Annotated in this window: 20 protein-coding genes; 9 read left to right on the top strand and 11 right to left on the bottom strand. The window is 66.3% G+C overall.

The genetic code is table 11. The annotated features are described in order from the left end of the window. Positions 1-17: 17 nt before the first annotated feature. The 5 genes from ABIE57_RS02025 to ABIE57_RS02005 form a co-directional block, all read right to left on the bottom strand. Positions 18-1,361, bottom strand: coding sequence for a PQQ-like beta-propeller repeat protein (locus ABIE57_RS02025; protein WP_354537308.1), 1,344 nt, complete (start codon positions 1,359-1,361; stop codon positions 18-20). 21 nt (positions 1,362-1,382) lie between these two features. Continuing rightward, entirely contained in the window at positions 1,383-2,069 is a 687-nt protein-coding gene (locus ABIE57_RS02020) for a tetratricopeptide repeat protein (RefSeq protein WP_354537307.1), read from the bottom strand. Between the two features lie 69 nt (positions 2,070-2,138). Then, a complete protein-coding gene (locus tag ABIE57_RS02015) occupies positions 2,139-3,353 on the bottom strand; it encodes an NADP-dependent isocitrate dehydrogenase (protein WP_354537306.1) in 1,215 nt (404 codons plus the stop codon). Between the two features lie 282 nt (positions 3,354-3,635). Further along, a complete protein-coding gene (locus ABIE57_RS02010) occupies positions 3,636-5,834 on the bottom strand; it encodes an NADP-dependent isocitrate dehydrogenase (RefSeq protein WP_354537305.1) in 2,199 nt (732 codons plus the stop codon). 117 nt (positions 5,835-5,951) lie between these two features. After that, positions 5,952-7,169 carry an MFS transporter gene (locus tag ABIE57_RS02005; protein ID WP_354537304.1) on the bottom strand — a complete coding sequence of 406 codons (1,218 nt, stop codon included), beginning with the start codon at positions 7,167-7,169 and terminating at the stop codon, positions 5,952-5,954. 131 nt (positions 7,170-7,300) lie between these two features. Between ABIE57_RS02005 and ABIE57_RS02000 the strand changes: the two genes are divergently transcribed. After that, positions 7,301-8,524: a DegT/DnrJ/EryC1/StrS family aminotransferase gene (locus ABIE57_RS02000; RefSeq protein ID WP_354537303.1), complete on the top strand. Its 1,224-nt coding sequence runs from the start codon at positions 7,301-7,303 to the stop codon at positions 8,522-8,524. A 2-nt stretch (positions 8,525-8,526) separates the two neighbouring features. On the opposite strand, the gene ABIE57_RS01995 is transcribed toward ABIE57_RS02000, so the two are convergent. Both ABIE57_RS01995 and hpt read right to left on the bottom strand, forming a co-directional pair. Beyond that, on the bottom strand, positions 8,527-8,706 hold the full coding sequence (locus tag ABIE57_RS01995; protein ID WP_354537302.1) for a hypothetical protein: 180 nt from the start codon (positions 8,704-8,706) through the stop codon (positions 8,527-8,529). Beyond that, entirely contained in the window at positions 8,703-9,245 is a 543-nt protein-coding gene (gene hpt / locus ABIE57_RS01990) for a hypoxanthine phosphoribosyltransferase (RefSeq protein ID WP_354537301.1), read from the bottom strand. The genes ABIE57_RS01995 and hpt overlap by 4 nt, the downstream gene beginning before the upstream one ends. A gap of 72 nt (positions 9,246-9,317) precedes the next feature. On the opposite strand from hpt, the gene ABIE57_RS01985 reads away from it, so the two are divergent. Next, positions 9,318-9,764, top strand: a complete 447-nt coding sequence (locus ABIE57_RS01985; RefSeq protein WP_354537300.1) for a type II toxin-antitoxin system RatA family toxin — start codon at positions 9,318-9,320, stop codon at positions 9,762-9,764. On the opposite strand, the gene ABIE57_RS01980 is transcribed toward ABIE57_RS01985, so the two are convergent. From ABIE57_RS01980 to ispF, 3 genes are read right to left on the bottom strand one after another with little or no spacing between them, the layout of a single operon-like run. Then, a complete protein-coding gene (locus tag ABIE57_RS01980; RefSeq protein ID WP_354537379.1) occupies positions 9,755-10,234 on the bottom strand; it encodes a CinA family protein in 480 nt (159 codons plus the stop codon). The two genes, ABIE57_RS01985 and ABIE57_RS01980, sit on opposite strands and share 10 nt — an antisense overlap. After that, entirely contained in the window at positions 10,234-10,728 is a 495-nt protein-coding gene (locus tag ABIE57_RS01975; protein ID WP_354537299.1) for a phosphatidylglycerophosphatase A family protein, read from the bottom strand. The genes ABIE57_RS01980 and ABIE57_RS01975 overlap by 1 nt, the downstream gene beginning before the upstream one ends. Next, complete coding sequence (gene ispF / locus ABIE57_RS01970; protein ID WP_354537298.1) at positions 10,719-11,852, bottom strand: 2-C-methyl-D-erythritol 2,4-cyclodiphosphate synthase; 1,134 nt, start codon at positions 11,850-11,852, stop codon at positions 10,719-10,721. Before ispF ends, ABIE57_RS01975 begins: the two co-directional genes overlap by 10 nt. A gap of 160 nt (positions 11,853-12,012) precedes the next feature. Between ispF and dusB the strand changes: the two genes are divergently transcribed. From dusB to ntrX, 5 genes are all read left to right on the top strand, one after another. Continuing rightward, positions 12,013-12,996: a tRNA dihydrouridine synthase DusB gene (dusB, locus tag ABIE57_RS01965; protein ID WP_354537297.1), complete on the top strand. Its 984-nt coding sequence runs from the start codon at positions 12,013-12,015 to the stop codon at positions 12,994-12,996. Next, on the top strand, positions 12,993-14,063 hold the full coding sequence (locus ABIE57_RS01960) for a two-component system sensor histidine kinase NtrB (protein ID WP_354537296.1): 1,071 nt from the start codon (positions 12,993-12,995) through the stop codon (positions 14,061-14,063). The genes dusB and ABIE57_RS01960 overlap by 4 nt, the downstream gene beginning before the upstream one ends. Before the next feature lie 3 nt (positions 14,064-14,066). After that, complete coding sequence (locus tag ABIE57_RS01955; RefSeq protein WP_354537295.1) at positions 14,067-15,428, top strand: response regulator; 1,362 nt, start codon at positions 14,067-14,069, stop codon at positions 15,426-15,428. Positions 15,429-15,560: 132 nt separating this feature from the next. Further along, the gene (locus ABIE57_RS01950; RefSeq protein WP_354537378.1) at positions 15,561-17,792 is read left to right on the top strand and encodes a sensor histidine kinase NtrY-like; all 2,232 of its coding nucleotides are present in this window, start codon (positions 15,561-15,563) and stop codon (positions 17,790-17,792) included. A 9-nt stretch (positions 17,793-17,801) separates the two neighbouring features. Then, the gene (ntrX, locus tag ABIE57_RS01945) at positions 17,802-19,184 is read left to right on the top strand and encodes a nitrogen assimilation response regulator NtrX (RefSeq protein ID WP_354537294.1); all 1,383 of its coding nucleotides are present in this window, start codon (positions 17,802-17,804) and stop codon (positions 19,182-19,184) included. An 18-nt stretch (positions 19,185-19,202) separates the two neighbouring features. On the opposite strand, the gene ABIE57_RS01940 is transcribed toward ntrX, so the two are convergent. Further along, positions 19,203-19,526, bottom strand: a complete 324-nt coding sequence (locus tag ABIE57_RS01940; RefSeq protein ID WP_354537293.1) for a hypothetical protein — start codon at positions 19,524-19,526, stop codon at positions 19,203-19,205. A gap of 398 nt (positions 19,527-19,924) precedes the next feature. On the opposite strand from ABIE57_RS01940, the gene ABIE57_RS01935 reads away from it, so the two are divergent. Continuing rightward, entirely contained in the window at positions 19,925-21,274 is a 1,350-nt protein-coding gene (locus tag ABIE57_RS01935; RefSeq protein ID WP_354537292.1) for a tyrosine-type recombinase/integrase, read from the top strand. Further along, positions 21,271-21,960 (top strand): hypothetical protein, encoded by a 690-nt coding sequence (locus ABIE57_RS01930; RefSeq protein ID WP_354537291.1) that lies wholly within the window; start codon positions 21,271-21,273, stop codon positions 21,958-21,960. Before ABIE57_RS01935 ends, ABIE57_RS01930 begins: the two co-directional genes overlap by 4 nt. Positions 21,961-22,003 lie beyond the last annotated feature (43 nt).

The following is a 22,003-nucleotide window of genomic DNA, read 5'->3' as shown; positions in this document are numbered from 1 at the left end:
CATAGCCGATCGCGCGCTCAACGGAAAGCGAGAAGCTGTCCCTTTTTCGAGACCACGTAAAGCACGCCGCCCGACACGACCGGATTGGAGGTTGCGCCGCCGGGCAGATCGATGCTGCGCACCTGCTGGCCGGAGACCGGATCGAACAGGCGCAACTTGCCATCCGCCGAGGCGATGATGAGTTGCCCGCCCGCGATCACCGGGCCGTAATGGCCGACGATCTCCGCCTGTCGCTTGGGCTTGCGATCGGTAAAGAGCGGCAGGGCATGGCCCCAGATGCGGCTGCCATCCTCGGCCGACAGGCGCACAAGCTCGTTGCGATCGCTCACGAGAAAGAGCGATCCGCCCGCAGGCCAGACCGGGTGAAGCGGGCCCTCTTCGGCGGTCCAGAGCCTGCGACCGCTGCCGAGGTTGAGCGCGACCATGCGGCCAGAATGGTTGCCGACATAGACGCGGTCGCCCACCACGACCGGGTCGCCGGTGATGTCGCGCACGCGCCCGCTTGCCAGCCCGCGCCGCTCGCCCGCGATTTGCGCATCCCAGAGCCGCAGGCCGCCCTGACGGAATGCGCCCTGCACCTCGCCCGCGCCGAAGGGCAGGACAACATAGGTTTCGGTGATGGCAGGCGCGGGGCCGCCCAGAACGTTATGGATGTCGGGCGTGCCGGACAATTGCCAGCGCACCCGGCCCGTGTCGGTCTCTATCGCCCAGGCGACCTCTCCGCCCGCGACCACGTAGACAAGCCCGTCATGCACCGATGGCGACGCGGTTGTGGGCGCGTCAAGCCGTTGCTGCCAGATCACCCCGCCGGTGGCCGGATCAAGCGCGGAGATCGTGCCGAAATTCGACACCACGAAGAGCTTGCCGTCGCCAAAGGCCAGCCCGCCGCCGCTTATGGCCTTGCCGCTCTGGCCCGGCGGGGTCAGGTCGCGGGTCCACAGAACCTGGCCCGCGGTCGAGACCGCCGTCACCCGTGCCAGCGCGTCAAGCGTGAAGATGCGCCCGCCTGCCACCACCGGATCGGCGGTGATGCGCACGCGCCGCCCGTCACCCGCGCCGATATTGGCGGACCAGAGAAGCGCGGGCGCGCTCGATAGCGCCGGATGCGCGGTGCGTCCGATGGGCGTGCCGTGGCGCTGGCGCCATTCGGGGTTGGCCTGCGCTGCGGGCAGCGAGAGAGGCAGGGCGCGGTTCACGGGCGTCTCGGCGGCCTGCGCACGCCGCGCCTCGGTCTGAAGCACGTCGCGGATGTTTTCCCTCGGGCCGGGAAGGACCGGGTCCTTCTTGGCGCATCCCACAAGGGCAAGGGCCGCAAGCGCCCCGATCAGAACCGATTTTGCCGCCACCACTGCCGCCCCCATTCGTCCTTTAAGCTGCGCGCCTTATTGACCGGCGGGCAGATCGTCCCCGAGGCCCCGCATCTCGGGCAGGTCCTCACCCAGGGCCACAATCACCTGTGTCGCACGGCGGCGCAAGGCTGCTGTTGCCTCGGCATCCATGGCGAGTGCCGTCAGCCGTTCCAGAGCCGCGCCGCGCGCCCCGGTCTCGATGTCGATGAGCGCAAGCTGTTCCTCGGCCAGAAGCCGCAACAGGCCGGTGCCCCCTGCAAAGGGGGCAAGCCGCGCGCGGCGATCCTCGGTGCTCAGTCCCGAGCCGGGCAGCGCCACTGCCTTGAGCGTGGCGATCTGCTGATAGACCTGCGGCACGCCCGAACGGTCAGCCACGGCCAGAAGCCGCGTCGCCGCGCCTGCCGGGTCGGTATCGGTGATCTCGGACGCGGCCAGAAGATCGCGCAGCGCAGCACCGCCGGGGCCGGGGGCCTCGATGGCGTCAAGATCCGACACGCGCCCCTCCCCCTCGGGGGTGGCAAGCGCCGCGAGGACCGCATCGCCGAACGCCTCGGCGCGGGCCTGTGCCTGCGCCTTGCGCCACTCGTTCCACGCCGCCCCGCCGACGAGAAGCAGGATTGCCAGAACCGCGATCCAGCCATAGCGGCGCAACAGCGCATAAAGCCTGTCGCGGCGCACCTCTTCGGTGACTTCCTCGATGAAACTGTCGCTGTTGCTCACGCCGCACCCCTTGCCGGATTTCGCCCCTCTTAACGCGAAGCCCCGGCCCTGCCAAGGGGCGCGTGGCCCTCAGCCCGCCAGCGCCGCGTTGAGGTTCGTGTCGATCTTCTCGAGAAAGCCCATGGTCGTGAGCCAGCCCTGATCGGGTCCGACCAGAAGGGCCAGATCCTTGGTCATATGGCCGGATTCCACGGTCTCCACCACGACCCGCTCCAGCGTTTCGGCGAAATGGCGCAAGGGATCGTTGCCGTCGAGCTTGGCGCGGTGTTTCAGCGCGCCGGTCCAGGCGTAGATCGAGGCGATGGAATTCGTGGATGTCGCCTCGCCGCGCTGGTGCTGGCGGTAATGGCGGGTGACGGTGCCATGGGCGGCCTCGGCCTCCATGATCTTGCCATCGGGGGTCAAAAGTTGGCTTGTCATCAGTCCAAGCGAGCCAAAGCCCTGCGCCACGGTGTCGGATTGCACGTCGCCGTCATAGTTCTTGCAGGCCCAGACGAACCCGCCGTTCCACTTCATCGCGCAGGCCACCATGTCGTCGATCAGGCGATGCTGATACTCAATGCCCTTGGCAGCGAACCGATCCGCGAATTCCTCCTCATAGACCTTCTGGAAGATCTGCATGAACTGCCCGTCATATTGCTTGAGGATGGTGTTTTTCGTGCTGAGATAGAGCGGCCAGCCAAGATCAAGCGCGTAATTCATGCTGGCGCGGGCAAAATCGATGATCGAGGCGTCAAGGTTATACATGCCCATGTAGACGCCCGAGGAGGGGGCGCGGAACACCTCTTCCTCGATCACGGTGCCGTCCTCGCCCATGAATTTCATGCTGAGCGTGCCGGGGCCGGGGAATTTCATGTCCGTGGCCTTGTATTGGTCGCCAAAGGCATGGCGGCCGATGACGATAGGCTTGGTCCAGCCCGGAACGAGGCGCGGCACGTTGCGGCAGATGATCGGCGCGCGGAACACCACGCCGCCAAGGATGTTGCGGATCGTGCCGTTGGGCGATTTCCACATCTTCTTGAGGCCGAATTCCTCGACGCGGCCCTCATCAGGGGTGATGGTGGCGCATTTGACGGCGACGCCCACCTCTTTCGTCTTTTCCGCCGCGTCGATGGTGATCCGGTCCTCGGTGCGGTCGCGCTCCTCGATGCCCAGATCGTAATAGAGCAGGTCGAGATCGAGATAGGGCAGGATGAGTTTCTGCTTGATGAAATCCCAGATGATGCGTGTCATCTCGTCGCCATCCATCTCGACGATGGGGTTGTCTACCTTGATCTTTGTCATGCTGCGCTCCGGGGGTGTTTGGGTGTTGGGCTTTTGCTGCCATTCGATGTGATGCGATGAGCCGCGCGGGTGCCTGTCCGCCGGGTGGGCGCTACAACGGTTTTGGTTGGCGTTTTATGGTGCCAAATACTTGAACGATTGCACGGGTATGCGACGTTGCGAAAGCGCCCGCCCGAGGGGGCGGACGGGCGCTCGCGCGGCGGCGCGCAAGCGCGCCTTGATTCCGCGCGGGGGGCAGGAGGCCATGGGCAGAAACAGCCAAAACCGTCTCCCCCGCCCCGATCATCCGATGATCGCGTTGAACGTGGCCGATGGCCGCATCACGGCGGCGAGTTTTTCGGGGTCGGGGTGATAGTAGCCGCCGATATCGGCGGGCTTGCCCTGGGCCGCGGCCAACTCGGCCACGATTGCGGCTTCGTTCTCGGCCAGCGCCTCTGCGATGGGGCCGAATTCCTCGGCAAGGGCCGCGTCGTCGGATTGCGCGGCCAGGGCCTCGGCCCAGTAGCGGGCGAACCAGTAATGGCTGTCGCGGTTGTCGGGCTGCCCCGCCTTGCGCGAGGGTGAGCGGTCGTGATCGAGGATGCCTTGGGTCGCCGCCTCGACCGCCTCGCCCAACACGCGGGCGCGGGCGTTGTCATGCGTTTCGGCCAGGAACTTGAGGCTTTCGCCAAGGGCGCAGAACTCGCCAAGGCTGTCCCAGCGCAGGTGGTTCTCGGCCTGCAATTGCTGCACATGCTTGGGGGCAGAGCCGCCCGCGCCGGTCTCGAACAGCCCGCCGCCATTCATCAGCTTGACGATCGACAGCATCTTGGCCGAGGTGGCCAGTTCCAGGATCGGGAAAAGGTCGGTCAGGTAGTCGCGCAGCACGTTGCCGGTGATGGCGATGGTGTTCTCGCCCTTGGTGATCGTCTCGAGGCTGGCGCGGGTCGCCTCGCGCGGGGCCATGATCTCGAACCTGTCGGCAACGCCCGCCGCCTCAAGGATGGGTTTCACATAGGCGATCAGTTCGGCATCATGGGCGCGCGCCGCATCGAGCCAGAAAATCGCGCGATAGCCCGTGGCCTTCTGCCGCGCGATGGCAAGGTTCACCCAATCCTCGATGGGGGCCTTGCGCGCCGAGGCTGACCGCCAGATGTCGCCCGCCGCGACCGCATGTTCGTGCAGCACGGTGCCGTCGTCGAGGATCATTCTGACGGTGCCCGCTTCGGGGATCTCGAAGGTGGTCGGATGGCTGCCGTATTCCTCGGCCTTCTGCGCCATCAGGCCAAGGTTCTGAACGGTTCCGGCGGTGGCGGGGTTGAGCTTGCCGTTTTCCTTGAAGAACCTGATCGTCTCGTCATAAACCGGCGCATAGGAATTGTCGGGGATGACGCAGGTGCAATCATGCTCCTTGCCGTCCGGCCCCCAGCCCTTGCCGCCCGCACGGATGAGCGCGGGCATGGAGGCATCCACGATCACATCCGAGGGCACATGCAGGTTGGTGATGCCCTTGTCGCTATCGACCATGTAGAGCGGCGGGCGCTCGGCGAGGCAGGCGTCGATGGCGTCCCGGATGTCGGCACGGTCCTTGACGCGGGCCAGAAGATCGCCCAGCCCCGCATTGGGGTTGACGCCGAGTGCGGCCATGTCATCGCCGAAGCTCTCGAACACCGGGGCAAGATAGGTGCGGACCGCGTGGCCGAAGATGATCGGGTCCGAGACCTTCATCATCGTCGCCTTGAGGTGGAGCGAAAACAGCGTGCCCTCGGCCCCGGTGCGCTCGATTTCCTGCGTGAGGAAGGCGTCGAGCGCGGCGGCGCTCATGTAGGTGGCATCGACCACGGTGCCTGCCGGATAGCTCACCGCGTCCTTGAGGACAGTTTCGCCGCTTGCCGTCTCCAGCACGATCCTTGCCGTTGCGGCCTTGGCGAGGGTGGCGGAGCGCTCGTTGGAGAAGAAATCGCCCCCCGACATGGCCGCGACGCGGGTCTTGCTCGCGGCGGTCCACTCGCCCATGGAATGGGGATTGGCCTGCGCGTAGGTCTTGACCGCGCTTGCGGCGCGGCGGTCGGAATTGCCCTCGCGCAGCACCGGGTTCACGGCAGAGCCCTTGAGCGCGTCATACCGCGCGCGCGCGGCCTTTTCGGCGTCGGTCACGGGCTCGTAGGGGTAATCGGGCAGCGCGTAGCCCTGGGCCTGCAATTCCTTGATCGCGGCGACTAGCTGCGGCTCGGAGGCGGAGATATTGGGCAGCTTGATCACGTTCGCGCCGGGGGTTTTGACCAGCTCTCCCAGTTCGGCCAGATCGTCGCCGATGCGCTGATCCCCGGTCAGATGATCGGAAAAGGCCGCAAGGATGCGTCCGGCAAGCGAGATGTCGCGCGTATCGACCGAGACACCGGCCGCAGACGCAAACCGGCGGATGATCGGCAGGAGCGAGGCCGAGGCAAGCTCGGGCGCTTCGTCCACCTTGGTGTAGATGATGTCGGGGGTGTTGGCCATCGGGGGGCTCCTTTTGTCGATCCGGTCGCGGGGTCGAGTCTGGTTCACTCGCCTGCCTCATAGACGAAAAAGCGGACCGGGAAAAGATAGTATGCGACGGTATACAAAATTTTTCGCTCACGCCGTCCCGGCCAGCCTGCCGCGCAGCGGGTGCAGGATCACCAGCCCCGCCAGCACAGCCCCCAGCACGCCCAGATGCGCGGGCATCGGCGTGCCGGCAAAGGCCTGACCGATGGGAATCGCCAGCGCCACGCTGCCCACCGTGGCCACCGCGCCGGTCACGCTCGCCGCCATGCCCGCAATGGCACCCATCGGCTCCATCGCCAGCGCGTTGAGATTGCCGAGGGTAAAGCCCGCCTGCATGAACACGCCCGTCTGCCAGATCAGGAACACGGCGAATTGCGCGCCCGGCGGCAGGCCGATCTGCCATGCGAGGATGGCCAGCACCGACAGCGCCGCCTGCACGCAAAGCGCCGCGCGCACCATCCGCACCATGCCCAACCGCACCACGAGGCGCGCGTTGATCAGGCTGCCCATGCCCGCCACCAGCGCCATGCCGAAAAACCAGAACGGAAATTCCGCTCCGCGCCCGAAGCTTTCGTCAAAGACCGGCTGCACCACCGAGAGCGAGGTGAAGAGCGTCGTCATCGCCAGCATCTGCACCGCGATGGCACGACGGGTCACGGGATGGGCCACAACCTCGCGCGCGGCCATGGCCAGCGGTGCCACGCGGAACGGGCGGCGGCGGTCGGGGGGCAGCGGCTCGGGCAGGCGCAGCATCATCCATGACGAGAGCACCAGCGCGAAAAGGACGAAGGCGGCAAAGACCGCGCGCCAGCCCGCCAGCGCGATCAGCCCCGCCCCGATGAGCGGCGCAAAGGCGGGGGTGAGCGCGAACACCATCATCACGAAGGACATGAGCCGCGCCATCTCGCGCCCCGATGTCATGTCGCGGATGATGGCGATGGAAACAATGCGAAACGCCGCCGCCCCCAGCCCCTGCACCGCGCGCGCCACCAGCAGCGCCTCGAGCGACTGCGCCAGCATGGCCAGTGCAGCACCACCCATGTAGATCGCCGCCCCCCAGAGGATCACGCGCCTGCGCCCGAAACTGTCCGAGAGCGGCCCCGCGAGGAAGGTGCCGACGCCAAGCCCCGCCAGAAAGGCGGTGATGATGAGCTGCGCGCGGTTCGGGGCCTCGGGGCTGAGCGATTGTGCGATATGCGGCAGGCCGGGCAGCATGGCGTCGATGGAAAAGGCCACGGTCGCGGCCATCATCGCCATGAGCGCGATGAATTCGGCGGGTCTGAGGGGCAGGGCGGTTGTGCCGGACATGGGAGGCTTTCACTGACGTGGCTCTGCCTTAGCACGCCGGGAACGGCGCGCCCAGAGCAAGGCGCGCGGGAAAGCGGGGAACCTCGCCCCTGCCCATTGACGCGCCGCCGCGTGCGCGCCAAAACTGCCGTATGAGCGAGGTCTTCAAGGGCACATTCACGCAGCAGGAACCGATCCCCGACGAGGGGATCGCGGCGGCGCTGGACGTGCTGCGCTCGGGGCGGTTGCACCGCTACAATCTGGTCGGCGACGAGCCGGGTGAGGTCGCGCTGCTCGAGCGTGAATTTGCCGCCTACACGGGCGCGCGCCATGCGCTTGCCGTCACCTCGGGCGGCTATGCCATGGCGACGGCGCTGCGCGCGCTCGGCGTGAAACCGGGCGACCCGGTGCTGACCAACGCCTTTACGCTGGCCCCCGTGCCGGGCGCGATTGCCAGCGTGGGCGCGGTGCCGGTCTATGTCGGCGTGACCGAGGGGTTGACCATCGACCTTGACGATCTGGCCGAAAAGGCAGGGCAGGCGCGGGTGCTGATGCTGAGCCACATGCGCGGGCATCTGGCGGATATGGACCGGCTGATGGCGATCTGTGACGCCGCAGGGGTGAGCGTGATCGAGGATTGCGCGCATACGATGGGAGCGGCGTGGCGCGGTGTGCCATCGGGGCGGTGGGGGCGCGTGGGCTGTTATTCCACCCAGACCTACAAGCACATGAATTCGGGCGAAGGCGGGTTTCTGATCACCGATGACGATGAGGTGATGGCCCGCGCCGTGATCCTCTCGGGCTCCTACATGCTTTACGCGCGGCACGGCACGGTGCCGCCTGTCGAGGTGTTCGAGCGGGTGAAATACGACACGCCCAATGTCTCGGGGCGGATGGACCACCTGCGCGCGGCGATTTTGCGGCCGCAATTGCGCGCGCTGGATGCGCAATGCGAGAAATGGACCGCGCGCTACCGCGTGGTCGAGGAGGGCTTGCGCGGCACGCCGGGTCTGCGGATCGTGGAGCGGCCCGAGGCGGGACGCTTCGTCGGCTCGTCGATCCAGTTCCTGCTGCTCGACTGGTCCGGGCCGCGCATCGAGGAGGTTCTGGCCCGCTGCGCCGCGCGGGGGGTGGAGCTGAAGTGGTTCGGCGGGGCAGAGCCGAAAGGCTTCACCAGCCGCTATGACAGCTGGCGCTATGCGCCCCATCCCGCCATGCCCGGGAGCGACCGCATCCTGCGGGCGATTCTGGATATGCGCCTGCCGCTCACCTTCAGCCTTGAGGATTGCGCGCAGATCGCGCGGATCATCCGCGCCGAGGTGGGGGCGGTCTGGCAGGCCGGTGATCTACATGAGGATCGTTCGGCAAGCGCCTGATACTATGGTCGAAAAACTGACCTGCGCGGCTCCAGCGTCAGCGCCTCCGGCCAGCCGAGGAAGAACTCGATCCCGGCAATCGTCAACGCAATCCCGATCACGATCAGCCAGAGCCGCACGGTGCGTGGCCCCGGCGGGCGGCGCGCCCATCGGGCCAGACGCAAAAGCCATGTGATGTTCATGGGCCGACAAACCGGACCTTGCCGATAAACGGCAGGTTGCGGTTGCGCTGCGCGTAGTCGATGCCATAGCCCACGACGAATTCATCGGGGATCTCGAACCCGATCCAGTCGGCGCGGATATCGGCCTCGCGGCGCGACGGCTTGTCAAGCAGGGCGATGGTCCTGAGGCGCGCGGGGCGACGGCTCCGGAGCAGGTGCAGGACGTGAAAAAGCGTGTGCCCGGTGTCGACGATATCCTCGACCACGAGCACGTCGCGCCCTTCGATATCGCCGCGCAAGTCCTTGAGAATACGCACCTCCCGGCTCGATTCCATCGTGTTGCCATAAGATGATGTCTCGACGAAATCGACCTCGACCGGCAGATCCAACTCGCGAACCAGATCGGCGATGAAGATGAACGAGCCACGCAGGAGGCCCACCACGATAAGCTTTTGGGTGCCCGCGAATTCCGCCTCGATCTCGTGCGAGAGCACCTCGACGCGCGCGGCGATGCTCTTGGCGGAGATGAGCTTGTCGATCACATAGTCGCGCTGCGTCATGACTTCCCCTTGCAAAATCGCGGCCAGTCTATGAAAAACCGCGCCACTGTCACGCGGAAAACCGGGGAAGCCATGCCGACACATGCCGAAACGCGGGTTCTGCCCTACACGGCGGACCAGATGTATGGGCTGGTCGCCGATGTCGCGCGCTATCCGGAGTTTCTGCCCTGGACGGCGGCGGCGCGGGTGCGCAGCGTGACCCCGCGCGACGATGGCGCAGAGGTGATGGAGGCCGATCTGGTGATCAGCTTCAAGGTCTTCCGCGAGCGATTCGGCAGCCGTGTCCTGCTCTGGCCCGAGGTGCTGCGGATCGAGACCGAGTATTTGGACGGCCCGTTCAAACACATGCGCTCGAACTGGGCGTTCCGCGATGTGGAGGGCGGTTGCGAAGTGGCCTTTGACGTGGATTTCGCGTTTCGCAACAGGCTCTTGCAGTCAGCGGCGGAGATGTTTTTCCACGAGGCGATGAAACGGATCGTGCGCGCCTTTGAGGCGCGCGCGCAGGCGCTTTACGGCTGAGGGGCCTCTAGCGCGGCCAGCAGCAACGCGAGCGCGTGATCGCGGCTGAGGCGTCGGACCTCGGCGCGGCCCGCGGCACCGAACTCCTGCGTTTCGCTATGCGTCGTGCGGCCCGCCATGGCGCGGCCGAAGCAGACGCGCCCCTCGGGCTTGTGCTCGGACCCGCCCGGCCCGGCGATGCCGGTGATCGAAACGGCCAGTTGCGCGCCGCTATGGGCAAGCGCGCCTTGGGCCATTTCGCGCGCAACCTCTTCCGAGACGGCACCATGGGCGGCAAGGGTGGCGGGCGCGACGCCCAGCATCTCTGTCTTGGCCGCGTTGGAATAGGTGACGAAACCGCGCTCCACCACCGCGGAGGAACCCGCAACATCGGTGAGTGCAACCGCGACCATGCCACCTGTGCAGCTTTCGGCGGTGGCAATCATGATGCCTTTTTGTTTTGCAATATCAATAATTTGTGCGGCGATCATCATGCAAAAACCACATGCGCGAGAAAGGCCCCCAGCATCACGCAGAGCGCCGCCGCCACCCCGGCGAGGATGTCGTCGAGCATGACGCCAAGCGCATCCCCCCGCCGGTCGGCCCAGCCAATCGGCCCCGGTTTCCAGATGTCGAAGAGGCGAAAGGCGAGAAAGGCGGTGATCCAGCCCGGCCAGAGCGCGGTGAGCGCCACACCTGCATGGGCCGCACCTATTGAAACGGGCAGGAAGGCGAGCCATTGCCCCGCCACCTCGTCGATCACGATCTCCGACGGGTCGTGATTGTCTTTTCCTTTTGTTTCCAGATATGTGGCCCACCATCCTGATGCAAACGACACGACGACGCCAAGCGCCAGAAGGATAGGCCCGCCAAGCGCGTGGAGCGCCCAAGCGAATGGAAATGCGGCGAGCGAGCCCCATGTGCCGGGCGCGGGGCGCAGGTGGCCGACATGAAAGAACGTGGCGATGACATGGCTCAGGCGCATGGCTTCACCAGCGTGACCACGGTTTGTGCGGCGATACCCTCTTCGCGGCCGGTGAAGCCAAGACGTTCGGTGGTCGTGGCCTTGACCGAAATACGGTCGAGGGACACGCCGGTGATCGCGGCCAGCGCCGCGCGCATGGCTTCGGCATGGGGGCCGATCTTGGGACGTTCGCAGATAAGAGTGACATCCATGTTGCTGATATTAAAACCCTTGTTGCTGGCAAGCCCGACCGCGTGACGCAGGAAGATATGGCTCTCGGCGCCTTTCCATTGCGCCTCGGACGGCGGAAAATGCCGCCCGATATCGCCCTCGGCCAGCGCGCCGTAAATGGCGTCGGCGAGCGCGTGCAGCCCGACATCGGCGTCGGAATGGCCCTGCAGGCCCCGCTCATGCGGCACGGCGACACCGCAGAGCATGCAATGATCGCCCGGCCCGAAACGGTGCACGTCAAAGCCGGTGCCGGTGCGAATATCCATCTGTGCCCCCAGAATGCGGTTGGCCCGGGCGATATCGCCGGGATGGGTGATCTTGAGATTGTCGGCGTGGCCGTGGGTGATCGTCACCGGCAGACCGGCGGCGCGGGCCACGGCGACATCGTCGTCGGCGTCGCCCTCATGCGCGCGATGTGCGGCGAGGATAGACGCGAAATCAAAGCCTTGCGGGGTCTGTGCGGCAAAAAGACCTGCGCGGTCCTGCGTGCCGGTGACCGCGCCGTCAAGGCCGGTCCAGAGCGCGTCGGTCACGGGCAGCGCGGGGGCGGCGGCAGGCGCGCCTGCCTCCAGCGACCCGAGCACACCCCGGATGACGCCGGGCGGCAGGGTGGCGCGGGCGGCGTCGTGGATGAGCACAAGGCGCGGCGGCGTGCCGGTCCGCGCCAGATGCTCCAGCCCGTTGAGGACCGAGGCGCGGCGGGTGGCCCCACCCGTCGTGACCTCGACGCCTTTGGGCGCAAGGGCCAGATCGTCGGGGTGCAGCACGATCAGCGTGCGGCCGACAAAGGGGCCGAACGCGGCGATGGTCCAGTCGATCACGCGGCGGCCCGCGAGGGGCTGCCACTGTTTCGGATGCTCCCCGCCCGCGCGGGTGCCCCGGCCGGCGGCGGTGATGAGGGCGGCGATTGTCATGACCCTTGATTAGGGCGCGGCGCGGACAAGCGCAATGCCGGGGCATGTGCCTAAAAAGCAGGCAATCGTGCCAGTGAGGGCGCGGATTTGGGCCGTCCGGCGTTGTGACCAAGGAGCGAGGCAGGTAGAAGAGCGCTATTGCACAAGGATTGGGCACATCATGCTGACTTTGGCCGATAGGCCCCTGACCCCGCCGGTCCTGCTCGCGCCGATGGCCGGAATCACCGATCTGCCGTTCCGCGATCTGGTGAGCGGGTTCGGCGCGGGGCTGGTGGTGAGCGAGATGATCGCCAGCCGCGAGATGCTGAGCGCGCGACCAGGCGTGCGCGAGAAGGCGGAGCTGGGTCTGGGGGCGGGCAATACCTCGGTGCAGATCGCGGGCTGCGAGGCGGGGCCGATGGCCGAGGTGGCACGCAGGCTGGAAGGTGAGGGCGCGCAGGTGATCGACATCAACATGGGCTGCCCCGCGAAAAAGGTGACGCGGGCGCGCGGCGCGGGTGCCTCGGGTTCGGCGCTGATGCGCACGCCCGACCATGCGTTGCGGCTGATCGAGGCCGTAGCGGGGGCTGTCGAGGTGCCGGTCACGCTCAAGATGCGGCTGGGCTGGGATCACGCAAGCCTCAACGCGCCGCAGATCGCGGCGCGCGCCGAAGCTGCGGGCGTGGCGATGATCACGGTGCATGGGCGCACGCGCTGTCAGTTCTACAAGGGCTGTGCCGACTGGACGGCGATACGGGCGGTGAAAGACGCGGTGCGCGTGCCGGTGATTGCCAATGGCGATATCGTGGATGCGGCCTCGGCGCGGCGCGCGCTCGCACTTTCTGGCGCGGACGGGGTGATGATCGGGCGCGGCGCGCGCGGGCGGCCCTGGCTCCTGGCCGAGGTGGCCGCGTCCCTCTGGGGCACGCCCATGCCAATGGTGCCGCAGGGTGCGGCGCTCGCGGATCTGGTGGCGGGGCATCACGCGGCGATGCTGTCGTTTTACGGCCCCGATCTGGGAGGGCGCGTCGCGCGCAAGCATCTGGGCTGGTATATGGAGGCGGCCGCGACACCCGCGGCGCTGCGCCGCGCGGTGCTGACCGCCCCGCCCGCGCAGGTGGCGCGGCTCTTGCCCGAGGCGTTCGGGCTGCGGTGCGCGGCATGAGCGCGGACGAACCGCTCTGGGCGTCGCTGCCGGTGCCCGCGCTGGTCATCGACGAAGACGACCGCATTGCGCGGCTCAACCCGGCGGCGGAGGGGTTCCTGCTTGGCTCGGCGCGCGCGCTGGTGGGGGCGCCGGTCTGGGACCGGCTGGCCGTCGATGCGCCGCTCGAGGCGGCCTTTTCCCGCGCGCGGGAAAGCGGCGCGCCGCTCTTCGTCAACGATGTGGATGTGGGCACGGGCACGCGGCCGCCGGTGATGTGCTCGCTTCAGGTGGCCCCTATGGCGGGCGCGCCGGGGCGGATGCTGATGCTGATCGCCCCGCGAGAGATGGCCGGGCGCGTGGGGCAGAACAGCACCGTCAAATCCGCCGCGCGCTCGGCCATCGGCATGGCCGAGATGCTGGCGCACGAGATCAAGAACCCGCTGGCGGGGATCACCGGGGCGGCGCAGCTTCTGTCGATGACGCTCACGGCGGAGGACCGGGAGTTGACCGATCTCATCGTGAGCGAGAGCCGCCGCATCGTGGCGCTCCTGGAGCGGGTCGAGCAGTTCGGCAATGTCGGCGCACCGGTGCTGCAAGCGGTCAACCTGCATGACGTGCTTGACCGGGCGCGGCGCTCGGCGATGCTGGGTTTCGCCGGCGGGATGCGCTTTGTCGAGGACTACGACCCCTCGCTGCCGCCCGCGCTTGGCGACGGGGATCAGCTTGTGCAGGTGGTGCTCAACCTCTTGAAGAACGCCGCCGAGGCCGCGCCGCAGGGCAGGGGCACGATCCGGCTGCGCACCCATTACGACGCAACCCTGCGGGTGCGGCGCGGCGGCGACGCGCGCGCGCTGCCCCTGCATCTCGAGGTGATCGACGACGGGCCGGGCCTGCCGCCCGAAATCGCAAGCGATGTGTTCGAGCCCTTCGTGTCGGGGCGCGAGAACGGCACCGGGCTGGGGCTGGCGCTGGCGGCCAAGATCGTCTCGGACCATGGCGGCTGGATTTCGGTCGACTCGGGGCCGGGGCGCACGGTGTTCCGCATATCGCTGCAACGCGCGGATGCGCAGGACAAGGAGGGCTGAGACATGGATGGCACGGTTCTGGTCGCCGATGACGACCGCACGATCCGCACGGTTCTGACGCAGGCGCTGACGCGGGCGGGGTGCAAGGTCCATGCCACATCCTCGCTGACCACGCTGATGCGGTGGGTGGCCGAGGGCCGCGGCGATGTGGTGATCTCGGACGTCATGATGCCCGATGGCAACGGGCTCGAGATGCTCCCCAAGATCGCGCAGGACCGCCCCGGCCTGCCGGTGATCGTCATTTCGGCACAAAACACCATCATGACCGCGATCAAGGCCGCCGAGGCAGAGGCGTTCGACTACCTGCCCAAGCCGTTCGACCTGCCGGACCTGATGAAGCGCACCGCGCGGGCGCTCGCCGCGCGCGAACGCAAGGGCGCGCGCGAGGCCCCCGATGAGCGGCCCGAGGACTTGCCGCTCATCGGGCGCAGCGCGGCCATGCAGGCGCTCTACAAGGTCGTGGCGCAGGTGATGCATGCCGATCTGCCGGTGATGATCTGCGGCGAGTCGGGTACGGGAAAATCGCTGGTGGCGCGTGCGGTGCATGATTACTCGGACCGCCGCAGCCTGCCTTTCGTGACCGTCACGGGCGCGGACCTCCATGATATCGACGGCCCGGCGCAGGTCATGGCGCGGGTGCGCGGCGGAACGCTGGTGCTGGACGAGGTCAGCGATCTTTCGCCCGAGATACAGGGCCGGGTGGTGCGGATGATGGAGGCACCGGGCGAAAGCGCGCCGCGTTTCATGGCGACAAGCCGGGTGCCGCCGGCGCAGGCGCTGGAGGAAGGGACCCTGCGAGAGGATCTCTATTACCGGCTGAGCGGGGTGGTGATCGACGTGCCGAGCCTGCGCGCCCGGATCGAGGATATCCCGATCCTCGCCACGCATTTCCTCGCGCGCGAGGACCGGCCCGGCGCACCCGAGCGGCGGTTGTCGGAGGAGGCGGTGGATCTGATGCGCGCCTATAGCTGGCCGGGCAATGTGCGGCAGTTGGAAAACGCCATGCGGCGGCTGGCGCTCACGGCGCAGGCCGAGGTGATCGGGCGCGCCGAGCTGGCCGCCGTGCTGGGCACCCAACCCAAGGCAGAGCCGGTGATGCGGCCGGGTCGGGGCGAGACGTTGAGCGGCGCGGTCGGCGCCCATCTGCAACGCTACTTCGACCTGCATGGCGGAGAGTTGCCGCCCTCTGGCCTGCACGCGCGGATCCTGCGCGAGGTGGAGGCCCCGCTCATCGAGATCGCGCTCGAGGCGACGGGGGGCAACCAGATCCGTTGTGCCGACCTTCTGGGAATCAACCGCAATACGTTGCGAAAGAAAATGACCGATCTGGATATTCGCGTGACACGCCGCCGCAAGTTGATGTAAAACTGCAACAGCACTGTGGCGGTGAGGGCGAAGGTCGCGCTTGTCGTCTGCATGTTGGGGTGGGGGCAGAGGTCCCCACAACCAGAGCCGGGGGGCGGCGTGGCAACACAGACACGCAATGTGAGCGGACCGATGCGCGGTGCCTTCGGCTCGGCGCGGTTGCGCAGACTGAGGGGCTGGGGCGCGCTTGGCCTTGTGCTGCTTGGTCCGGTGCTGGCGGTTCTGACCTATCTGGTGATGGGTCCGCTCGACCGGGGCAGCGGGTCAGACCTGCTGCGGCTCGTGCTTTTGGCGGACATGGTCTATGTGCTGGTGGTTGCGGGGCTGGTGCTGCAACGGGTGGCGCGGATGGTGGCGGCGCGGCGCTCGCGCTCGGCGGGCTCGCGGTTGCACCTGCGGCTGACCGGCGTCTTTGCGCTGATGGCGCTGCTGCCGACGATTTCGGTCGCCGTCTTTGCGATGCTGTCGATCAACATGGGGCTGGAGGCGTGGTTTTCCGAGCGGGTCGGGCGCGTGGTCGATAGCTCCGTGGCCGCCGCACAGGCCTATGAAGAGGAACACCGCCGCGATCTGGTGGCCGACGCGCAGGTTCTGGCGCGGGTGATCGACGCCACACGGCGCGTCACGGCCTTCATGGGCGATGGCGACATAAGGCAGGTGCTGTCGTCGGGGCAGCGCGAGATCCAGCGCGGCCTCAAGGAGGCCTTCGTGATCGACGGAACAGGCGAGATCCGCGCGCGCGGCGAGCGCTCGTATCTCTTCGATTACGAGCGCCCGACCCCTGAGCAGATCGCGGAAGCGCGCGCCGAGGGTGTGCTTGTGATCCGCGACTGGGACAATGACGAGTTTCGCGCGCTCCTGCCGCTTGACGCCTTTCCCGACCGGCTGCTTTACGTGAGCCGCACGGTGGATGGCGCGATCCTCAACCTGCTCGACGACACACAGGAAACCGCCACCTTTTACAAGCAGCGCGAGAGCGAGCGGGGCCGGGTCCTTTTCGAGTTCGGGCTGGTCTATTTCGGGTTCGCCGTCATTCTCATCCTTGCCGCGATCTGGCTGGGGATGTGGTTCGCGGAACGCCTGTCGCGGCCCGTGGGGCGGCTCACGGCGGCCGCGCAGCGGGTGGGTGAGGGCGATCTGGAAACGCAGGTGCGCGAGGAGGAGGGCGACGACGAAATTGCCCTGCTCAGCCGGTATTTCAACCAGATGACCCGCCAGTTGAAGGGCCAGCGCGACCGGCTTCTGGCCAATACACGGCAGATCGAGCGGCGGCGGCGGCTGTTTGATTCGGTGCTGGGGTCGGTCTCGTCGGGCGTGGTGGGCCTTGATGCCAAGGGGCGCGTGACCTTCGTCAATCGCGCTGCCGAACGTCTGCTCGACTGGAAGGAGGATCAGCAGTCGCTGGCGCTCTCGATGGCGGTGCCCGAGTTCGGACCGCTCTTCGACCGGCTGATGCAGAGCCCCGGCGGCTTTGTCCAGGAGGAGATCCGCGTCACCCGCGGGCGGCGACAGGAAAACCTGCTGGTGCGCATGTCCACGCGCCACACCGAGGGCGGGCAGCGCGAAGGCTTTGTGGTGGCGTTCGACGATGTGACCGATCTGGTGAGCGCGCAGCGCATGGCCGCCTGGGGCGACGTGGCGCGGCGCATCGCGCACGAGATCAAGAACCCGCTGACGCCGATTTCGCTGAGTGCCGAACGCATCAAGCGCAAGTTCGCCCGCCAACTGCCCGAGGACGAGGCGGCGAAGCTTGAGGAGTTGACCGATGTGGTGGTGCGCCAGACCAATGACCTGCGCCGGATCGTCGACGAGTTTTCCAAGTTCGCCCGCATGCCCGAACCGCAGACGCGCACCGAGAGCCTGAGCAAGGTGCTGCGCGACGCGGTGCTGTTGCAGGAGGCGGGCCAGCCCGAGGTGCGGTTCGACCTGGCGCTCGACGAGGGGCCGCTGGCGGCGCGGATTGATCCGGCGATGATCGGGCAGGCGCTGACCAACCTGATCAAGAATGCGGGCGAGGCGATCGAGAGCCTGCGCGAGAAGGGCGCGCCCGAGGGGCATGTGCCGGTGATCCGCATCGAGAGCGGGGTAGAGGACGGCAAGGCCGTCATTGCCATTTCCGACAACGGCATCGGCCTGCCCGAGGATCGCGCGCGGCTTTTCGAGCCTTATGTGACAACGCGCGACAAGGGCACCGGCCTTGGCCTGCCCATCGTCAAGAAGATCATCGAAGAGCATGGCGGAACGCTGATGCTGGAGGATGCAGAGCCGTTTTCGCCGGGGGCGCATGCGGGCGCGCGCGCGGTGGTGCGGCTGCCGCTGATGTCGGCGACCGATACGACAGGTGAGGCCCGGGCGGCCGAGTGAGGGGGACCCATGAGTGACATTCTGATTGTCGATGACGAACGCGATATCCGCGAGCTGATTTCGGATATTCTCGAGGATGAGGGCTATACCACGCGGCGGGCGGGCAATTCCGACGAGGCGATGGCGGCGATCCGGGCCGAGCAACCCGGCCTTCTGATCCTCGATATCTGGCTCAAGGACAGCCAGATGGATGGCATCGACATCCTCAAGGCGGTCAAGCGCGATTACCCCGATGTGCCGGTGGTGATCATTTCGGGCCATGGCAATGTCGAGATCGCCGTCGCGGCGATCAAGCAAGGGGCCTATGACTTCATCGAAAAGCCCTTCAACATCGATCAGTTGATGGTGGTGATCCGGCGCGGCATGGAGACAAGCCGCCTGCGCCGTGAAAATCAGGCGCTCAAGCGGCGCGAGACGGCCCCGTCGGAAATGCTGGGCGACGCGCCCGCCTTTCGCGCGCTTCTGGGCCAGTTGGAGAAGGTCACGAAATCCAATGGCCGGGTGATGCTGAGCGGGCCTGCGGGATCGGGCAAGGAACTGGCGGCGCGTTATATCCACGCCCATTCGGCGCGCAGCCAGAGCCCCTTTGTCACCGTCGCCTGCGCCTCGGTCGCGCCGGAACGCATGGAGGAGGTGCTCTTCGGCCGCGAAAGCCCCGAGACGGGTGTGGCGCCGGGTCTGCTGGAGGAGGCCAATGGCGGGGTGATCTATCTCGACGAGGTGGCCGACCTGCCCGAGGGCACGCAATCCAAACTCTTGCGGGTGTTGGTCGATCAGACCTTTCTGAGGGCGGGGGGCAGCACCAAGGTCAAGGTCGATCTGCGCGTGATTTCCTCGACCAGCCGTGATCTGGAGGCCGAGATTGCCGCCGGCCGGTTCCGGCGCGAGCTTTATCACCGGCTCAACGTGGTGCCGGTGCGGGTGCCGGGGCTCGACGAGCGGCGCGAGGATATCCCGCGACTGGCCCAGCATTTCATCGCGCTTCTGAATGCCACGCAGGGCCTGCCGCTGCGCGCGCTCTCGGAGGAGGCGGCGGCGCTCTTGCAGACGATGACCTGGCCCGGCAACGTGCGCCAGTTGCGCAACGTGATCGAGCGGGTGCTGATCCTTGGCGACAGCGGCGGGCCGATTTCCGCAAGTGAATTACCGGGCGAGAGCGCGGTGCCGCTGGAGCAGGGGCGGGTGATCATCTCCGGCTCGATCGCGACCCTGCCGCTGCGCGAGGCGCGCGAGGCCTTCGAGCGGGAATACCTGATGACGCAGATCAACCGCTTTGGCGGCAATATCAGCCGCACGGCGGAATTCGTCGGCATGGAGCGCAGCGCGCTGCATCGCAAGCTCAAGTCGCTCGGCGTGGTGGGCACGACCCGCGAAAGCGAGGCGGCGGAGTGACCCGCCGCCTCTGCCGTGTCAGAGCATGTCGCGCAGCCGCCAGCCGCCCGCGTGCAGACGCAGACGCCCGCCGCCGGTGACGGCGAGGATCGCCACCGCAAGCAGCGCCACGACGCGTTCGGGGCCAAGAACCGGCCCGTGATAGAGCGCCGCCGCCGCCGTGCAGACCACGATCCCGATGACCGCCACGACCCGGCTGTAGATCCCGAGCAGCAACCAGAGCGCGATCAGCGCCAGAAGTCCGGCCACGCCCAGATCGAGCACCGCAGCCCCGGTGATCACGCTGTGACCCGAAAACCCGAAAATCACCCCGGCCGTCTCGGGTGCGAGATAACTGCTCACATGAGCCATGAAAAATACTGCCAACCAGAGTCGGCATACCAGTCCGACGGTGGGGATCAGTGCCTGTTGCATGTGTTGCCTCGATTCGCCTGTAAGTTTCTTGATCTATGCAAGTCAAGGTGGGGCAGGAAGCCGGAGACAGTCAACCAGAGCTTGTGCAAGGCTGAGCTTGCAGAATGAGCAAGACCATCCGGTCCGGCGCTCCGGTCACGTCATGACCGGGCATGATCGGGCCTGTGGCGGAAGGGGTGGCCGCCATAGGCAATTCCGGGCCATTCCGTAAGAGGCCGTAAAAGCCTTTGATATAAGGCTATTTTTCCCTTTCATTGTCCTGAACTTTCCGTCATATTCCGGGGCAGTCCTCGTTAAGGTGGGGGATAAATAGGGGAATAGGAATTATGGCGGACAAGGCAATTCGCAGACCCGAAAAGGTGCTTTCACCTCGTTTCGTGGAGACCGTGAACGAACCCGGCAAATACTTTGACGGGCAAGGCTTGTATCTTCGCGTGCAGCCGAACGGTTCGCGGCAATGGGTTCAACGTATCACGATACGGGGCAAGCGGTGCGAAATGGGGCTTGGAAGCCCGCCCGCAATATCTCTTGCCGTGGCGCGGAATATGGCGCTGGAAAACCGAGGCAAGGCCATGACGGGCCGTGACCCCTTGGCAGAACGGCGCGAGGCGCGGGGCGGGCTAAGCTTCGCGGATGCAATGGACAAATACCTTGCCGCAAAGCTTCACGAATTCAGGAACGAAAAGCACAAGAAACAATGGCGCTCGACGCTCGACACATACGCCTTGCCGGAACTCGGGCCGAAGCTGGTGGCGGAAATCGACACGCGGGACGTGCTAAAGGTTCTGCAACCTATCTGGCAAAGCAAGACTGAGACCGCGAAGCGGCTGCGCGGGCGCATAGAGGCCGTGTTGTCATGGACAACCGTGGCCGGGCACCGCAAGGGCGACAACCCAGCCCGCTGGAAAGGCAACTTATCGGAAATCCTGCCCAAGCCTTCCAAGGTGGCAAAGACTGGCAATCAACCGGCGCTGGCGCTGGCTGACGTGCCGCGCTGGTGGGCAGAATTGGCAGGCCGTGAAGGCATGGCGGCAAGGGCTTTGCAATTCCTCACGCTCACGGCGGCACGCTCTGGCGAGGTTCGCGGCATGACATGGGCGGAACTTGATTTTGAACCGGGCGGGGCCGCTACACCCGCTACAACCGCTACACGGGAAACCGAAATTCAGGGCAAGGGGGCTGCTACACCCGCTACAACCGCTACTTGGACTATCCCGGCAAGCCGTATGAAAGCGGGCAGGCCGCACCGCGTGGCGCTAACACCCGAGGCGGTGGCAATTCTCGAAAGCCTGCCCCGCATGGACGGAACGCCCTATGTTTTCTTCGCGCCGCGCGGCGGGATGCTTTCCGATATGAGCATTTCAGCCGTCATGCGCCGGATGCAGGAAGCCGAAGAAAAGGCCGGGCGGGCTGGATACCTCGACCCGCAGAACAAACGCCCAGCCGTGCCGCACGGGCTTCGCTCGACATTCAGGCAATGGGCAGCCGAACAGGGCTTCCCGCGCGACATGGCCGAAATCGCGCTGGCGCATTTTATCGGCAGCGACGTTGAGCGCGCCTATCAGCGAAGCGACATGCTCGAACGGCGGCGCGCAATGATGGCCGCATGGGCTTCCTTCCTTCGCGGTGAGACGGTGCAGGGCGGCAACGTGGTGGCGCTGGGGGTAGCGCAATGAGCAATGAATGGGGCACCCCAGACTGGCAGGTTGCGGCAGCCTATGGCGACGTGAAAAGCTGGAATCTAAACCGGTGGCGCTGGGAATTTACGCGGCGGCGGGATGACGTGCGCGCGGCATTTCAAGAAAGCGCAGAGGCCAGTTTTCAATACCGGCAACCATTTGTGGGCAAACCCGGCTTCCCGATGGCGCACCTTCGCCCAGATGAACCCGGCTTTACCGCCATGCACCCGCTTGCGAAAAGCTTAGGATTGCCACAAATTCCAAACCCGAGGATCGGGGCACAGCCATTTCAATCAATCGGCTTTTCGGATTGGGATGAGGTCGTGCAGTGGTTCAATTCAGATAAACCGCCAGAAGGATTTGAGCGCATTGATTTTGACCTGTCCAAGCCGCTTGAACCGCAATTAAGAGCGGCTTCCATGCTACTGAAAGATTTGCAAGAAATGAGAATTGGCAAGGTCGTTCAGAGGCGACGGCATCCTGCGAAATGGCTTGCTTATTTGCGCACGCTCGACGCCCGCGAGGCAATGCCGGATGCAAGCTGGCGCGAATTCACCGACGCCTTGTTTCATGCCGGTTTGCTAGAGCGACACAAAAACCCTGCGGGCGGATATTGCGCCCCGCCGCCGCAAGCTGGACGCGACAAATGGGAAGCGGCGAACGCCTTGCGAAATAATTTCTGAATTTCGCCCGCAATCCAAACCCGCAAAAGCCGCGCTTACTTTC

Source organism: Roseovarius sp. MBR-6 (assembly GCF_040547525.1).
In the GTDB taxonomy this organism is placed as follows: Bacteria; Pseudomonadota; Alphaproteobacteria; order Rhodobacterales; family Rhodobacteraceae; genus Roseovarius.
This window is presented reverse-complemented; position numbering and strand designations above follow the sequence as displayed.

Excerpts from the sequence above, each read along its gene's own strand:
- ABIE57_RS01985 (WP_354537300.1), top strand. The coding sequence starts at position 9,318 with ATGCCGACACATGCCGAAACGCGGGTTCTGCCCTACACGGCGGACCAG.
- ABIE57_RS02010 (WP_354537305.1), bottom strand. The coding sequence starts at position 5,834 with ATGGCCAACACCCCCGACATCATCTACACCAAGGTGGACGAAGCGCCC.
- ABIE57_RS01995 (WP_354537302.1), bottom strand. The coding sequence starts at position 8,706 with ATGAACATCACATGGCTTTTGCGTCTGGCCCGATGGGCGCGCCGCCCG.
- ABIE57_RS02015 (WP_354537306.1), bottom strand. The coding sequence starts at position 3,353 with ATGACAAAGATCAAGGTAGACAACCCCATCGTCGAGATGGATGGCGAC.
- hpt (WP_354537301.1), bottom strand. The coding sequence starts at position 9,245 with ATGACGCAGCGCGACTATGTGATCGACAAGCTCATCTCCGCCAAGAGC.
- ABIE57_RS02000 (WP_354537303.1), top strand. The coding sequence starts at position 7,301 with ATGAGCGAGGTCTTCAAGGGCACATTCACGCAGCAGGAACCGATCCCC.
- ABIE57_RS02025 (WP_354537308.1), bottom strand. The coding sequence starts at position 1,361 with ATGGGGGCGGCAGTGGTGGCGGCAAAATCGGTTCTGATCGGGGCGCTT.
- ABIE57_RS01930 (WP_354537291.1), top strand. The coding sequence starts at position 21,271 with ATGAGCAATGAATGGGGCACCCCAGACTGGCAGGTTGCGGCAGCCTAT.
- dusB (WP_354537297.1), top strand. The coding sequence starts at position 12,013 with ATGCTGACTTTGGCCGATAGGCCCCTGACCCCGCCGGTCCTGCTCGCG.
- ABIE57_RS01960 (WP_354537296.1), top strand. The coding sequence starts at position 12,993 with ATGAGCGCGGACGAACCGCTCTGGGCGTCGCTGCCGGTGCCCGCGCTG.
- ntrX (WP_354537294.1), top strand. The coding sequence starts at position 17,802 with ATGAGTGACATTCTGATTGTCGATGACGAACGCGATATCCGCGAGCTG.
- ABIE57_RS01955 (WP_354537295.1), top strand. The coding sequence starts at position 14,067 with ATGGATGGCACGGTTCTGGTCGCCGATGACGACCGCACGATCCGCACG.
- ABIE57_RS02005 (WP_354537304.1), bottom strand. The coding sequence starts at position 7,169 with ATGTCCGGCACAACCGCCCTGCCCCTCAGACCCGCCGAATTCATCGCG.
- ABIE57_RS01975 (WP_354537299.1), bottom strand. The coding sequence starts at position 10,728 with ATGCGCCTGAGCCATGTCATCGCCACGTTCTTTCATGTCGGCCACCTG.
- ABIE57_RS01935 (WP_354537292.1), top strand. The coding sequence starts at position 19,925 with ATGGCGGACAAGGCAATTCGCAGACCCGAAAAGGTGCTTTCACCTCGT.
- ABIE57_RS01980 (WP_354537379.1), bottom strand. The coding sequence starts at position 10,234 with ATGATCGCCGCACAAATTATTGATATTGCAAAACAAAAAGGCATCATG.
- ABIE57_RS01950 (WP_354537378.1), top strand. The coding sequence starts at position 15,561 with ATGCGCGGTGCCTTCGGCTCGGCGCGGTTGCGCAGACTGAGGGGCTGG.
- ispF (WP_354537298.1), bottom strand. The coding sequence starts at position 11,852 with ATGACAATCGCCGCCCTCATCACCGCCGCCGGCCGGGGCACCCGCGCG.